Below are 14,481 nucleotides of genomic sequence, written 5' to 3' on the forward strand. Positions count from 1 at the left end.
GCGTCGACCTCGGCGAGGTGGCGGACGAGGAGCAGGTTGCAGGAGTCCAGCAGGGCCGGGTCGGTGACGACGAGCCGGACGGTGGTCCCGAGGGCACGCCACTCGGTGGCGGCGGTGGTGCGCGGCGGGGTGGTCATCACGACGCCCCCGAGGTGGAGTCGGCGGAACCGCCGGAGGAGGAGGTGAGACCACTGGAGCTGTCGGAACTGCTGGAGCTGTCGGAACTGCTGGAGCTGTCTGAGCTGTCTGAGCTGTCTGAGCTGTCGGACGACGACGAGTCGGAGCCGGTGGAGTCGGAGCCGGCGGAGTCGTCCGACGAGGAGCCGCTGTCCGTGGACGAGCTGCTCGACGAGGTGTCCGTGCCGCTCGTGCTGGAGCTTGCGCTGGAGCCGGATCCGGAGCCGCTGCTGCTCGCCGTCGTGCTCGCGTCCGCCTGCATCGTGCCGATCAGGGCGAACACGCCCGCCGCCCCCGCCAGCGTGATCGCCGCGGCGAGGGCCGCCGTCCGTCGCGCGCCTCTGCGGACCGCCGCCGCGGCCCCCCGCTCCTCTTCCCTGGTCGCCATGACCGTTCCCCTCCGTAGTGACGTTCTGTCACGCACTACGGTCGGGGAACGGCCTGAGAGAAGTCTGTGAGGCGCCCATGCGCCGCGACAGAACTCCCTGGGACGATCCTTTAAATCAGGCGGTGTGGATCAGGGGTGCGGATCAGGCGGTGAGGCGGGCGATCGCCTCGTCCACCGTCAGCTCCTCGCGCTCGCCGGTGCGACGGTCCTTCAGCTCCAGGACGCCCTCGGCCGAACGGCGGCCCGCCACCAGGATCTTCGGTACGCCGATCAGCTCGGAGTCGGTGAACTTCACCCCCGGGGAGACACCGGCGCGGTCGTCGACCAGGACGCGCAGTCCGGCCGCCCGGAGCTTCTCGGAGACCTCCAGCGCCAGCTCGGTCTGGAGGGCCTTGCCGGCGGCGACCACGTGCACGTCGGCCGGGGCGACCTCGGCCGGCCAGCACAGGCCCTTGTCGTCGGCGCTCTGCTCGGCGAGGGCCGCGACCGCGCGGGAGACGCCGATGCCGTAGGAGCCCATGGTGACGCGGACCGGCTTGCCGTTCTGGCCGAGGACGTCGAGCTTCAGGGCGTCCGCGTACTTGCGGCCGAGCTGGAAGATGTGGCCGATCTCGATGGCGCGGTCGAGCTTGAGGCCGGTGCCGCACTTCGGGCAGGGGTCGCCCTCCTGGACGACCACGACGTCGACGTACGTGCCGACCTCGAAGTCACGGCCCGCGACGACGTTCTTCGCGTGCATGCCCTCCTTGTTGGCGCCGGTGATCCAGGAGGTGCCGGGCGCCACGCGCGGGTCGGCGATGTAGGTGACCTTCTCCAGGCCCTGCGGGCCTACGTACCCGCGGACCAGGTCCGCCCGGTCCGCGAAGTCCTCCGCCGTCACCAGCTCGACGGCGGCCGGGGCGAAGTGCGCCTCGACCTTGCCCATGTCGACCTCGCGGTCGCCGGGGACGCCGACGGCCACGATCTCGCCGTCGACCTTCACGAGGAGGTTCTTCAGCGTGGCGGAGGCCGGGACGCCGAGGTGGGCGGCGAGGGTCTCGATGGTCGGGGTGTCCGGGGTCGGGATCTCCTCGAGCGCGGGCACGCCCTCGGCGTCCACCGGCTTCAGCTCGTACGTGATCGCCTCGGTGTTGGCGGCGAAGTCGCAGTTCGGGCAGTCGGCGAAGGTGTCCTCGCCGGCCTCGGCGGGGGCGAGGAACTCCTCCGACTTGGAGCCGCCCATGGCGCCGGCGGTGGCGGCGCAGATGCGGTAGTCGAGGCCGAGGCGCTCGAAGACGCGCTGGTAGGCCTGGCGGTGCAGGGCGTAGGACTGGGCGAGGCCCTCGTCCTCCGTGTCGAAGGAGTACGAGTCCTTCATGAGGAACTCGCGGCCGCGCAGGATGCCGGCGCGGGGGCGGGCCTCGTCACGGAACTTGGTCTGGATCTGGTAGAGGATGACCGGCAGGTCCTTGTAGGACGTGCACTGGTCCTTGACCAGCAGGGTGAAGATCTCCTCGTGGGTGGGGCCGAGGAGGTAGTCGCCGCCCCTGCGGTCGTTGAGCCGGAACAGCTCGGCGCCGTACTCCTCCCAGCGGCCGGTCGCCTCGTAGGGCTCCCTCGGCAGCAGGGCGGGGAGCAGCACCTCCTGGGCGCCGATCGCGTCCATCTCCTCGCGGACGATGCGCTCGACGTTGGCGAGCACCTTCTTGCCGAGGGGCAGCCAGCTCCAGATGCCGGCGGCCGTGCGGCGGACGTAGCCGGCGCGGACCAGGAGCTTGTGGCTGAGCACCTCGGCGTCCGCCGGGTCGTCGCGCAGGGTCTTCGCCATCAACTGGGACATGCGCTGGACCGGTGCGTTCGCCATGGTTCTCGTACTCCTGCCGATGGGGGTCCCCCCGCTCGAGCGCGGCCGAGAGTGGGGGAGGGTGTTGGCATGGAGGTTAGCCGGGAGCCGGGCGCGGCCGGAAATCCGTTATGCGCTCAAGCGCGCAGCAGGGGCAGCGGGGCGCCCATGACCGCGTAGGGGCGGGGGGCGCTGGGGAAGAGGACCCGGCGGGCCAGGTCCTGGTAGCCGAGGGAGCGGTAGAGCGCGCGGGCGGGGCTCTCGGTGTCGATCGCGGAGAGGATCGAGCGGGGTTCGGCGGCGCCGTCGGTGATGGTGGTGATCAGGGCACGGCCCGCGCCGCGGTTCTGGTGGGCGGGGTGGACGTGGAGTTCGGTGATGACGAAGGAGTCGTCGAGCCACAGCTCGTTGCCCTGGGCGCGGAGGTAAGGCTCGACGACGGTGGACCACCAGTGGGTGCGGTCGTTGGGCATGCCGTAGACGAACCCCACGAGACGGCCCTCGGGGGTCGTGGCGCCGAAGGCCCGCGCGCCGTTGTGGGTCATGTGGCGCAGCACGATCTGCCGGCGTACGGCCACCTCGTCGGGCCCGAGTCCGAACGCCACGGCTTGGACCGCGAGAGCCTCGTCCACGTGGGCGGGGAGGTCCAAGGGGCCGATGACGAGGTCCATGGCGGGGAGCCTACAGGGGCACTAGAAGAGGACGCTGGTGAAGGCGCCGACCTCGTGGAAGCCCACGCGGCGGTACGTCCGTCGCGCCGCCGTGTTGAAGTCGTTCACGTAGAGACTGACCACCGGTGCCACGTCCGCCAGCGCGTAACGCAGGACGGCGGCCATGCCGGGCGCGGCCAGGCCCCGGCCCCGGTACTCGGGGGCCACCCACACGCCCTGGATCTGGCAGGCCCGCGGGGTGGCCGCACCGATCTCGGCCTTGAAGGCGACCTTGCCGTGCTCGTCGAGGCGGGCGAAGGAGCGGCCGGAGCCGACGAGTTCGGCGACCCTCGCCTGGTAGAGCAGGCCGCCGTCGCCGGCCATCGGGGAGACGCCGACCTCCTCGGTGAACATGGCCACGCACGCCGGCATGATCGTCTCCATCTCGTCCTTGCGGATGCGGCGGACGTACGGATCCGGGGCGATGTCGGCGGGCATGCGGTCGGTGACCATGAGGGGCTGGTGGGCGCGGACCTCGCGGGCCGGGCCCCAGTGGGGTTCGAGCAGGCGCCAGAGCAGGGCGGTGGGTTCGGTGGGGCCGACGATCGAGGAGCAGCGGCGGCCGGCCCGGCGTGCGCGGTCCGCGAAGGCGCGTACGGCGCGGGGGGTGGCGCAGATCGGGACGAGGTTGGCGCCCGCGTAGCACAGGGAGGTCAGCATGCCGTCCTCGTACCAGCCCCACATCTCGCCGCCGAGCCGCCACGGGTCGAGGCCGGCGACCTGGACCCGCGAGGTCACGAAGGCGTTGGCGACCGGGTCGCGGTCGAGAACGGCGAGCGCGGCGTCCAGGTCGCTCGGTTCGAGGACCCGGGAGGTGGTCTGGGTCAACACGTGCGGGGCCTCACCCTCAGGGCTGCTGATCTCCGCACTGTACCTGCGGAAGCTGAGCGGTGCCGAGCCCCTGCGGGGGCTCGGGGGTTGTCCGTGACCGTGGGCTCGTGTCCCGTCTCCGGGGGCTGCCGCCCCCGGGCCCCCGCTTCGGCCCTGAAGGGGCCTCGTCCTCAAACGCCGGACGGGCTGATTGCCGCGACCGGCGCTTCGAGGGGAACGTCTCAGCCGGCGACCGACACCGACGGCTCGCCGGAGGTGATGCCCTCGGCCTCCATCTGCTCGGCCAGCTTCATGGCCTCCTCGATGAGGGTCTCGACGATCTTCGACTCGGGGACGGTCTTGATGACCTCGCCCTTGACGAAGATCTGGCCCTTGCCGTTGCCGGAGGCGACGCCGAGGTCGGCCTCGCGAGCCTCGCCGGGACCGTTGACGACGCAGCCCATGACGGCGACGCGCAGCGGGACCTCCATGCCGGTGAGGCCGGCGGTGACCTCTTCGGCCAGCTTGTAGACGTCGACCTGGGCACGGCCGCAGGACGGGCAGGAGACGATCTCCAGGCCGCGCTGCTTGAGGTTCAGGGACTCCAGGATCTGGTTGCCGACCTTGACCTCCTCGACCGGCGGGGCCGACAGGGAGACGCGGATGGTGTCGCCGATGCCCTGGGACAGGAGGGCCCCGAAGGCGACCGCCGACTTGATGGTGCCCTGGAAGGCGGGGCCGGCCTCGGTGACGCCGAGGTGGAGCGGGTAGTCGCACTGGGCGGCAAGCTGGCGGTAGGCCTCGATCATCACGACCGGGTCGTTGTGCTTGACCGAGATCTTGATGTCGCGGAAGTCGTGCTCCTCGAAGAGGGAGGCCTCCCAGAGGGCGGACTCGACGAGGGCCTCCGGGGTCGCCTTGCCGTACTTCTGGAGCAGGCGGCGGTCCAGCGAGCCGGCGTTCACGCCGATGCGGATCGGGGTGCCGTGCTCCTTCGCGGCCTTGGCGATCTCCTTGACCTTGTCGTCGAACTGCTTGATGTTGCCCGGGTTGACCCGGACCGCGGCACAGCCGGCCTCGATGGCGGCGAAGACGTACTTCGGCTGGAAGTGGATGTCGGCGATGACCGGGATCTGCGACTTGCGGGCGATCGTCGCGAGGGCGTCGGCGTCGTCCTGGGTGGGACAGGCGACGCGGACGATCTGGCAGCCGGAGGCGGTCAGCTCGGCGATCTGCTGGAGGGTGGCGCCGATGTCGGACGTACGGGTCGTGGTCATCGATTGCACGGAGACCGGGGCGTCACCGCCGACCGCGACGGAGCCGACCTGGATCTGCCGGCTCTTGCGGCGCTCGGCAACCCTGGTCGGAACGGACGGCATGCCGAGAGAAATCGCAGTCATCTGCTGTGCAACCCCAAGTCGTGGATCAAGGCCCAGGTCCCGTCGGAGGCGGGTTCCAGGCTTCGAGATTACGGCACGGGCCCGGGAGCGAGCACTCCCCCACCTCGAACCCACTCGGCGGGGGGACCCCCACCCGCCGCCAGACGCACTCGATGGAAGACGGCCCCGCACGCGTGTGCCGGGCCGTCTTCGAACGCCGTGTGGCTAGGAGATTCTGACCGGGTTAACGACGTCGGCGATCAGCACCAGGATCGTGAAGCAGACGAAGATCCCGGCCACCACGTACGCCACCGGCATCAGCTTCGCCACGTCGAACGGGCCCGGGTCCGGGCGGCGCAGGACCTTGGCGGTGTTGCGGCGCAGCGACTCCCACAGGGCGCCGGCGATGTGGCCGCCGTCGAGCGGGAGGAGCGGGAGCATGTTGAAGAGGAACAGGGAGAGGTTGAAGCCGGCGAGCAGGCCCACGAACATGGCGACCTGCTGGGAGGCGGGGATGTCGAGGGTGGCGATCTCGCCGGTGACCCGGGCCGCGCCGACGATGCCCATCGGGGAGTCCGGTTCGCGCGGGCCGTCGCCGAAGGCGGCGTCCCACAGGGCGGGGATCTTGGCGGGCAGGGCGATCAGGGAGTCGACGGCGTCACCGACGCGGTCGGTCATCCAGGTCACGGACTCGCCGAGGTCCTGCTTGACGACGCCGGTGGCCGCGCTGAAGCCGAGGAAGCCGGCCTTGACGTACTCGCCCTGGACGTAGGAGCCGGCGGAGTCCTTCTTGGCGACCTGGTTGGTGGCGATCTTCGCGTGCAGGGTCACTTCCTGGCCCCCGCGGTCGACGACGATCGCGACCTCCTTGCCCGCGCTGTCGCGGATCAGGTCGGAGAGCGTGTCCCACTTCTCGGTGCGGACGCCGTCGAAGGCGACGATCTTGTCGCCGGCCTTCATGCCGGCGGCGGCGGCCGGGGACTGCGGGTCGGTCTTCTTGCAGTCGTCACGGTTCTGGTTCTGCGCGATGACGCAGGGGGAGACCGAGCTGACGGTGGTGGTCTGCTGCTGGATGCCGAAGCCCATGAGCAGGGTGAGGAACAGGCCGATCGCGAGCACGAGGTTCATGAAGGGGCCGGCGAACATCACGATGACGCGCTTCCACGGCTTGCGCGTGTAGAACATGCGGGTCTCGTCGCCGGGCTGGAGCTCCTCGTAGGCGGCCGAGCGGGCGTCCTCGATCATGCCGCGCCAGGGCGAGGTGGAGCGGGCGGTGATCCTGCCGTCGTCGCCCGGCGGGAACATGCCGATCATGCGGATGTAGCCGCCGAAGGGGATGGCCTTGACGCCGTACTCGGTCTCACCCTTGTTGCGCGACCAGATGGTGGGGCCGAAGCCCACCATGTACTGGGGCACGCGGATGCCGAAGAGCTTCGCCGTGGAGAGGTGGCCCAGCTCGTGCCAGGCGATCGAGACGAGCAGGCCCACCGCGAAGACCAGTATCCCCAGGATGAACATCAGGGTCGTCATGCACGGGCCTCCGCCGTCTGTGCCGTCAGTTCCCGGGCCCGGGCGCGGGCCCAGGTCTCCGCTTCGAGGACGTCCGACACGGTGAGCGAGGTTCCCGCGCGCGGTGTGCCGTGCTCCTCGACGATCCGCGTCACGGTCTCCATGATCCCGTTGAACGGCAGCGCGCCCTGGCGGAACGCCTCCACGCACTCCTCGTTGGCGGCGTTGAACACCGCCGGGGCCGTCCCCGCGAGCTCGCCCACGTGCCGGGCGAGGTTCACCGAGGGGAAGGCGTCGTTGTCGAGCGGGAAGAACTCCCACGTCGACGCGGTGCTCCAGTCGAAGGCCGGGGCCGCGTCGGGGACGCGGTGCGGCCAGCCGAGGCCGATGGCGATGGGCCCGCGCATGTCGGGGGGCGTCGCCTGGGCCAGTGTCGATCCGTCCGTGAACTCAACCATCGAGTGGACATACGACTGCGGGTGCACGACCACCTCAATCCGCGAGAAGGGAATGTCGTAGAGGAGGTGCGCCTCGATGACTTCCAGACCCTTGTTGACGAGGGTCGCGGAGTTGATCGTGATCACCGGGCCCATGGACCAGGTGGGGTGGGCGAGGGCGTCCTCGACCGTCACGTGCGCCAGCTGCTCCTTCGTCCGGCCGCGGAAGGGGCCGCCGGAGGCGGTGACGACGAGCTTGCGGACGTCGGCGCGGGTGCCGGCGGCGAGCGACTGGAAGAGCGCGGCGTGCTCGGAGTCCACCGGGATGATCTGGCCGGGCTTGGCGAGCGCCTTCACCAGCGGGCCGCCGACGATCAGCGACTCCTTGTTGGCGAGCGCGAGGGTGCGGCCCGCCTCCAGGGCGGCGAGGGTGGGCGCGAGGCCGATGGAGCCGGTGATGCCGTTGAGGACGGTGTGGCAGTCGGAGGCGGCGAGCTGCGTGGCCGCGTCCGGACCGGCGAGGATCTCGGGCAGCGGCTCTCCGGGCCCGTACTCGGCGGCGAGCGCCTCGCGCAGTGCGGGTACGGCGTCCTCGCGGGCCACCGCGACCGTCCGCACCCGGAGCCGGCGGGCCTGCTCGGCGAGGAGGGCGATCCGGCCGCCGTTGGCGGACAGGCCGGTGACGCGGAAGCGGTCCGGGTTGCGCAGCACGAGATCGATGGCCTGGGTGCCGATCGAGCCGGTGGAGCCGAGGACCACCACGGCCTTCGGGCCGTCGCCCGCGACGGGATCGTAGACGAGGTGCGGGTCGGCGAGCGGTGCTGGACTGTCGGTCATCCCCCCATTGTTGCCGCATCGGATGTGCGGCTGGACAGGGTGTCCCCTCCTGGCCCCTCTCATGGTGGGTCCGGGGAGGGGACACCGTGTCGGCAGGATGTGCGCCGGCTCACCCGATCGGGCGGTGGACGTTCTCCCGCTCGCTCGGGCCGGGTGTGGTGTCGGCGATCCAGGGGCCGTCGCCCGAGGGGTCGACGACGCCCTGTTCCAGCCAGGTGTGGTCGCCCGCCATGACCGTCTTGACGATGGTCCGGTCCAGGTCGTCGGTGTTGGCCCACAGGCGGGTGAACAGCTCGTCGACGCGCAGCCGGGACTGGCGGCAGAAGGCGTCGGCGAGCTGGTAGGCCTCGCGGCCGTGCTCGCCGCGGGAGCGCAGCAGCTCGGCGCGGACGCAGGCCGCGCTCATCGCGAACAGTTCGGCGCCGATGTCGACGATCCTGCCGAGGAAGCCCTGCTTGGTCTCCATCCGGCCCTGCCAGCGGGACATGGCGTAGAAGGTGGAGCGGGCCAGCTTGCGGGCGTGGCGCTCGACGAAGCGCAGATGCCCGGAGAGGTCCGTGCCGCCGTGCTTGAACTCGCCGTACGAGGAGGGCAGCTGGCCCGGTCCCGCGACCAGTTTCGGCAGCCACTTGGCGTAGAAGACACCCGCGTTCGCGCCGGCCCTCGCCTTGTCCTGGAGGGACTTGTCGGGGTCGATGAGGTCGCCGGCGACGGAGAGGTGGGCGTCGACGGCCTCGCGGGCGATGAGGAGGTGCATGATCTCCGTCGAGCCCTCGAAGATGCGGTTGATGCGCAGGTCGCGCAGGACCTGTTCGGCGGGGACGGCGCGTTCGCCGCGGGCGCGGAGCGAGTCGGCCGTCTCGAAGCCGCGGCCGCCGCGGATCTGGACGAGTTCGTCGGCGATCCGCCAGCCCATCTCGGAGGCGAAGAGCTTGGCCAGGGCGCCCTCGATCCGGATGTCGTTGCGGTCCTCGTCGGCCATCTGGGAGGACAGGTCGAGCACCGCCTCCAGGGCGAAGGTGGTGGCGGCGATGAAGGAGATCTTCGCGCCGACCGCCTCGTGGTGGGCGACCGGCTTGCCCCACTGCTCGCGGGCCGCCGACCACTCGCGGGCGATCTTCAGGCACCACTTGCCGGCGGCGACGCAGGAGGCGGGCAGCGACAGCCGGCCCGTGTTGAGGGTGGTGAGGGCGATCTTCAGGCCGGCGCCCTCGGGTCCGACGCGGTTCTCGGCCGGGACCCGGACCTGGTGGAAGCGGGTGACGCCGTTCTCGATGCCGCGCAGGCCCATGAAGGCGTTGCGGTTCTCCACGGTGATGCCGGGCGAGTCGGCCTCCACGACGAAGGCGGTGATGCCGCCCGGGTGGCCCTCGCTCTTGGGCACGCGGGCCATGACGACCAGCAGGTCGGCGACCACGCCGTTGGTGGTCCACAACTTCACGCCGTCGAGGACGTAGGAGTCCCCGTCGGGCACCGCGCTCGTGGCGAGCCGGGCCGGGTCGGAGCCGACGTCCGGCTCGGTGAGGAGGAAGGCGCTGATGGCGGTGGTGGCGCAGCGCGGCAGGAACTTCTGCTTCTGCTCGGGGGTGCCGAACAGCTTCAGCGGCTGCGGTACGCCGATCGACTGGTGCGCGGAGAGCAGCACGCCGATCGCGGGGCTGGCGGAGCCGACCAGGGCCAGCGCCTTGTTGTAGTACACCTGCGTGAGGCCGAGACCGCCGTACTTGGGGTCGATCTTCATGCCGAGGGCGCCGAGTTCCCTGAGGCCGTTGATCACCTCGTCGGGGATCCGGGCCTCGCGCTCGATGAGCGCCCCGTCGACCTTCGTCTCGGTGAACGTGCGGAGTTTGGCCAGGAACTGCTCGCCGCGCCGGACCGCCTCGTCGGTGGGGAGGGGGTGGGGGTGGATCAGGTCGAGGCGGAAGCGGCCCAGGAAGAGTTCCTTGGCGAAGCTGGGCTTGCGCCAGTCCTGGTCCCGGGCGGCCTCGGCGACCTGACGGGCCTCACGTTCGGTGACGACGGGCTTCTTGAGGGGTGGTGCGGACATGAGGGTCACCTCGCCGCGAATCGGGATCATGGACCTGAATGGTTACCGATGGGTGCTACCCGATCGTTGGTACCCGATCCGGGGTGACCCCGCCACCCCTCGCGTGCCCGTTCGGCCCGTCTCAGCCGATGGTGACGGCGTACGAGGTGGTGTCCAGACGGCCCGTTCCCTTGAAGACCTCGGTGCCGGACTCGATGCCCGAGATGTATGTGTCGTTGCTCAGGAGCTTGCGCCGGACGAGTGCCTGGGTGAAGTCGTCCAGGTTGAGCGTGGCCTTGGTGGTGTTGGTGCGGCGGACGAAGGAGAACACCTTCCAGCCGATGTCGCCCTGGTAGATGTCCCACATCGCGCCGCCCAGGCTGACGCTGCCGTACTTGGTGCCCAGCGGGCCGGCGCCGCCCTGGCGGTTGAGCCAGATCATCACCTCGTCGGTGGGCTGGTCCTGCCAGTCCGCGGTGTTCGTGGAGTGCAGCCACAGGTCGTGGGCGACGTTCATGGTGCCGGGGGTGGACGGCAGGGAGAACTCCCAGCTCGCGGTCACCTTCTTGCGGTCGCCGACCCTGATCGGCAGCCCGGTCTTCGCCTTGTCGACCTTCCAGCCCCAGTGCCGGCCGAGGACGGTGGAGGCGTACGACTTCACGTCCGCGTCGGTGCCCTTGGCGTTGTTGGCCCAGGTGTAGCCGGTGCCCCAGGAGACGGTGTTCCCGGAGACGGAGTTGTCCCAGACGCACTGGCTGCCGGTGCCCTTGTCCTGGCCCCACAGGTTGTTGTTCACGTAGTACTTGCCGAGCGTGACCGTGTCGAAGGCGGTGCACTTCTTGCTCGACTCGCCCGCCTGGGCGACGGTGACGCCGGCGGCGGCCGCGAGGGCCACGGCGGCGGCGGTCAGGGCCTTCGCCTTCTTCGACAGTCGGGGGCGGCGGTGCTGCATGGGAGTTCTTCCGGGGCGGATCGTCCTTACGTGACTCCAGTGGCCGCCGGGGCGGGAAGGGTTGCCGCGCGATGCGGATCTCCCCGGTGAGCGCTTGCGCGTGGTAGGCAGGGCGCACTCTTCTCCACCGTTCCGCCACAACTCGCTGTCGAAGCGCTTCGACAACCTATGGACACCCACCGTCGCTAGAGCTACTGTCGAACCACCCTCACCCGGACCTGTTCGCAATGCGCACTGTCGAAGCGCTTCACAAAGCTTGGAGAGCTGGATGGTCACCCTCGCCGAGGTCGCCCAGCACGCCGGAGTCTCGGCGAGCACGGTGAGCTATGTCCTCAGTGGCAAGCGGTCCATCTCCACGACCACCCGGCAGCGGGTCGAGCAGAGCATCCGCGAGCTGGGCTACCACCCCAACGCGGGCGCACGGGCGCTGGCGAGCAGCCGGTCGAACATCATCGCGCTGATGATCCCGCTGCGCACCGACATGTACGTGCCGGTGATGATGGAGATCGCCATCGCGGTGGCCACCACCGCCCGCACCCACGGCTACGACGTGCTGCTGCTCACCGGCGAGGAGGGGCCCGACGCGGTGCGCCGGGTCACCGGCAGCGGGCTCGCCGACGCGATGATCCTGATGGACGTCCAGCTCGACGACGAACGGCTGCCGCTGCTGCGGGCCACCGACCAGCCCTCGGTGCTGATCGGCCTGCCCGCCGACACCACCGGCCTGACCTGCGTCGATCTCGACTTCACGGCGACCGGCGCGCTGTGCGTGGAGCATCTGGCGACACTCGGCCACCGCGACATCGCTGTCATCGGCGAGGCCCCCGCGGTCTACGAACGGCACACCGGCTTCGCCGAGCGCACCCTCGACGGACTGCGCGCCCGCTCCCGGGAGCTGGGCGTACGGCTGCTGCACCGGCCGTGCGACGGCGGGTACGACGCGATGGCCGTGACCCTCGCCCGCATCCTCGACGAGCGGCCGGGCACCACCGGGTTCGTCGTCCAGAACGAGTCGGCGGTCGAGCCGCTGCTCGCGCTGCTGCGCCAGCAGGGGCGGGCCGTGCCCGAGGACGTGTCGGTGGTCGCGGTCTGCCCCGACCCGGTCGCGGTCCAGGCCTCGGTGCGGCTGACCTCGGTCGCCATCCCCGCGCAGGAGATGGGCCGCCGCGCCGTGGAACACCTGGTCGCCAAGCTGGACGGCCGGGGCACGGACGAAGTGGTGCTGCTGGCACCCGAGTTGACGGTCCGGGCGAGTTCGGGCCCGGCGCCGGCCACCGCCTCCTGAGCCACCTCTTTTCGCGTACTGCCCCCGCTCCGGCCGGGGCAGCCCTTGTCTGCACTCCTCCAGGAGCACAGGAGCCCCCACGTGAATCAGCCTGCCGAAAACCAGACCAGTCACGGCACCGTCAGCCTCGCGCAGTCCTCCCCCACCGTCGGTACCTTCCGTGAGCGGGACGGCGGCCTGGAGTGGAGCGGCCGTCAGGAGACTCTGCGGATCGAGCCGTGGGGACCGGACGCGGTCCGGGTCCGGGCGCGGCTCGGCGGTCCCGTCCTCGACGGGCTGCCGGGTGCGCTGCTCGCGGACGCGCCGCCGGCGTCGTACAGCGTGAAGACCGAGGACGGGCGGGGGCTGCTGACCGTCGGCGCGCTGACCGTCGAGGTGGACGCCGAGGGGCTGATCCGCTTCGTGCGCACGTCGGACGGCGGGGAGCTGCTCGCCGAGGAGCGCGCCCACTTCTGGTGGCCGGGCCCCCGGCTCTACACGGCCGTCGGCAACGGCCACCACCGGCTGGAGCAGCGGTTCGCGGCCTACGACGACGAGAAGCTGTACGGCCTGGGCCAGCACCAGCACGGGCGGCTGGACCAGAAGGGCCTGGTGCTGGACCTGGTGCAGCGCAACGCCGAGGTGGGGATCCCGGTGCTCACCTCCAGCCGCGGCTACACGCTGCTGTGGAACAACCCGGCGATCGGGCGGGTGGAGCTGGCCGGCAACGGCACCCGCTGGGTGGCGGACTCGGCGCGCCAGATCGACTACTGGATCACGGCGGGCGATCCGGCCGACGGCCAGCGCCGCTACAGCGCGGTGACCGGCCGCACGCCGATGCTGCCGGAGTGGGCGGCGGGCTTCTGGCAGTGCAAGCTGCGCTACCGCACGCAGGACGAACTCCTGTCCGTGGCCCGGGAGTACAGGCGCCGGGGGCTGCCGATCTCGGCGATCGTCTGCGACTTCTTCCACTGGACGCACCTGGGCGAGTGGCGGTTCGACCCGCAGGAGTGGCCGGACCCGGCGGCAATGGTCCGGGAGCTGGCGGAGCTGGGCATCAAGCTGGTGGTGAGCGTCTGGCCGTCGGTGTCGCCGCTGAGCGAGAACCACCCGGTGATGGAGCAGCGCGGCTACTTCATCGGCACCCAGTACGGCCCGATGGCGCACGCCGACTGGCCGGACAAGGGCGTCGCGTCCACCGTCCAGGTGGCGTTCTACGACGCGACGAACCCCGACGCCCGTGCCTTCGTGTGGTCCCGGATCCGCGACAACTACCTGGTCCCGTACGGCATCACGGCCTTCTGGCTGGACGCCTGCGAGCCGGAGCTGAAGCCCGGCTTCCAGGAGAACCTGCGCTACTGGGCGGGGCCGGGTCTGGAGGTCGGCAACCTCTACCCGGCCGAGAACGCCCGGACCTTCGCCGAGGGTCTGCGTGCCGAGGGCGAGGAGGTCGTCACCCTCAACCGCTCGGCGTGGGCGGGCAGTCAGCGCCACGGCGCCGCCCTGTGGTCGGGGGACATCGGCACCGACTTCCCGACCCTGCGCCGCCAGATCGCGGCCGGCCTCAACACCGCGCTGTCGGGCATCCCGTGGTGGAACACCGACATCGGCGGCTTCCACGGCGGCGACCCGGACGACCCGGCGTACCGCGAGGTGATGGTCCGCTGGTTCCAGTTCGGCGCGCTGTCCCCGCTGATGCGCCTGCACGGCTTCCGCGACCCCGGCATGCCGCTCGGCCCGGACATGACCGGCGGTCCCAACGAGGTGTGGTCGTACGGCGACGAGGCCGGCGCGGTCCTGGAGAAGTACCTGCGGCTGCGCGAGCGGCTGAAGCCGTACGTGCTGGACGTCATGTGGGAGGCGCACGAGGAGGGGCTGCCGCCGATGCGGCCGCTGTTCCTGGAGTTCCCGGGCGACGGGGCGGCCTGGTCGGTCGACGACGCCTACCTGTTCGGCCGGGACCTGCTGGTCGCCCCGGTGCTGACGGCGGGCGCCACGAGCCGTACGGCGTATCTCCCGGCGGGGGCGAGCTGGACGGACGCGTGGACGGGCGAGACGTACGAGGGCGGTGCGGCCGTGACGGTCGACGCCCCGCTGGACCGGATCCCGCTGTTTCTGCGGGACGGGGCACGGCTGCCGGTGGCCGAATAGCGGCGGCGGCGAGGAGCCT

The 14,481-nt window shown here is 71.0% G+C and carries 11 protein-coding genes; 3 read left to right on the forward strand and 8 right to left on the reverse strand.

Annotation, left to right across the window (positions count from 1 at the left end; genetic code table 11):
* The first annotated feature begins 17 nt into the window (after window positions 1–17).
* Window positions 18–635 carry a hypothetical protein gene (locus tag ACZ6D7_RS35380; RefSeq protein ID WP_469500001.1) on the forward strand — a complete coding sequence of 206 codons (618 nt, stop codon included), beginning with the start codon at window positions 18–20 and terminating at the stop codon, window positions 633–635.
* Between the two features lie 72 nt (window positions 636–707).
* Here the strand turns inward: ACZ6D7_RS35380 and ACZ6D7_RS35385 are convergent, their stop codons facing one another.
* From ACZ6D7_RS35385 to ACZ6D7_RS35420, 8 genes are all read right to left on the reverse strand, one after another.
* Window positions 708–2,408, reverse strand: a complete 1,701-nt coding sequence (locus ACZ6D7_RS35385; protein WP_469500003.1) for a proline--tRNA ligase — start codon at window positions 2,406–2,408, stop codon at window positions 708–710.
* Window positions 2,409–2,524: 116 nt separating this feature from the next.
* Complete coding sequence (locus ACZ6D7_RS35390; RefSeq protein WP_469500005.1) at window positions 2,525–3,058, reverse strand: GNAT family N-acetyltransferase; 534 nt, start codon at window positions 3,056–3,058, stop codon at window positions 2,525–2,527.
* Window positions 3,059–3,079: 21 nt separating this feature from the next.
* Window positions 3,080–3,928, reverse strand: coding sequence for a GNAT family N-acetyltransferase (locus ACZ6D7_RS35395; protein WP_469500007.1), 849 nt, complete (start codon window positions 3,926–3,928; stop codon window positions 3,080–3,082).
* Between the two features lie 221 nt (window positions 3,929–4,149).
* Window positions 4,150–5,307: a flavodoxin-dependent (E)-4-hydroxy-3-methylbut-2-enyl-diphosphate synthase gene (ispG, locus tag ACZ6D7_RS35400; protein ID WP_469500009.1), complete on the reverse strand. Its 1,158-nt coding sequence runs from the start codon at window positions 5,305–5,307 to the stop codon at window positions 4,150–4,152.
* Between the two features lie 204 nt (window positions 5,308–5,511).
* Complete coding sequence (locus tag ACZ6D7_RS35405; RefSeq protein WP_469500103.1) at window positions 5,512–6,804, reverse strand: M50 family metallopeptidase; 1,293 nt, start codon at window positions 6,802–6,804, stop codon at window positions 5,512–5,514.
* 8 nt (window positions 6,805–6,812) lie between these two features.
* A complete protein-coding gene (gene dxr / locus ACZ6D7_RS35410; RefSeq protein WP_469500011.1) occupies window positions 6,813–8,069 on the reverse strand; it encodes a 1-deoxy-D-xylulose-5-phosphate reductoisomerase in 1,257 nt (418 codons plus the stop codon).
* 109 nt (window positions 8,070–8,178) lie between these two features.
* A complete protein-coding gene (locus tag ACZ6D7_RS35415; protein WP_469500013.1) occupies window positions 8,179–10,116 on the reverse strand; it encodes an acyl-CoA dehydrogenase family protein in 1,938 nt (645 codons plus the stop codon).
* Window positions 10,117–10,237: 121 nt separating this feature from the next.
* Window positions 10,238–11,047 (reverse strand): GH12 family glycosyl hydrolase domain-containing protein, encoded by an 810-nt coding sequence (locus tag ACZ6D7_RS35420; RefSeq protein ID WP_469500014.1) that lies wholly within the window; start codon window positions 11,045–11,047, stop codon window positions 10,238–10,240.
* A 268-nt stretch (window positions 11,048–11,315) separates the two neighbouring features.
* Between ACZ6D7_RS35420 and ACZ6D7_RS35425 the strand changes: the two genes are divergently transcribed.
* On the forward strand, window positions 11,316–12,332 hold the full coding sequence (locus ACZ6D7_RS35425; RefSeq protein WP_469500016.1) for a LacI family DNA-binding transcriptional regulator: 1,017 nt from the start codon (window positions 11,316–11,318) through the stop codon (window positions 12,330–12,332).
* Window positions 12,333–12,413: 81 nt separating this feature from the next.
* Window positions 12,414–14,462 (forward strand): glycoside hydrolase family 31 protein, encoded by a 2,049-nt coding sequence (locus ACZ6D7_RS35430; protein ID WP_469500017.1) that lies wholly within the window; start codon window positions 12,414–12,416, stop codon window positions 14,460–14,462.
* Window positions 14,463–14,481: the final 19 nt, after the last annotated feature.

The sequence above is a fragment of the Streptomyces sp. NPDC041784 genome, from assembly GCF_055591025.1.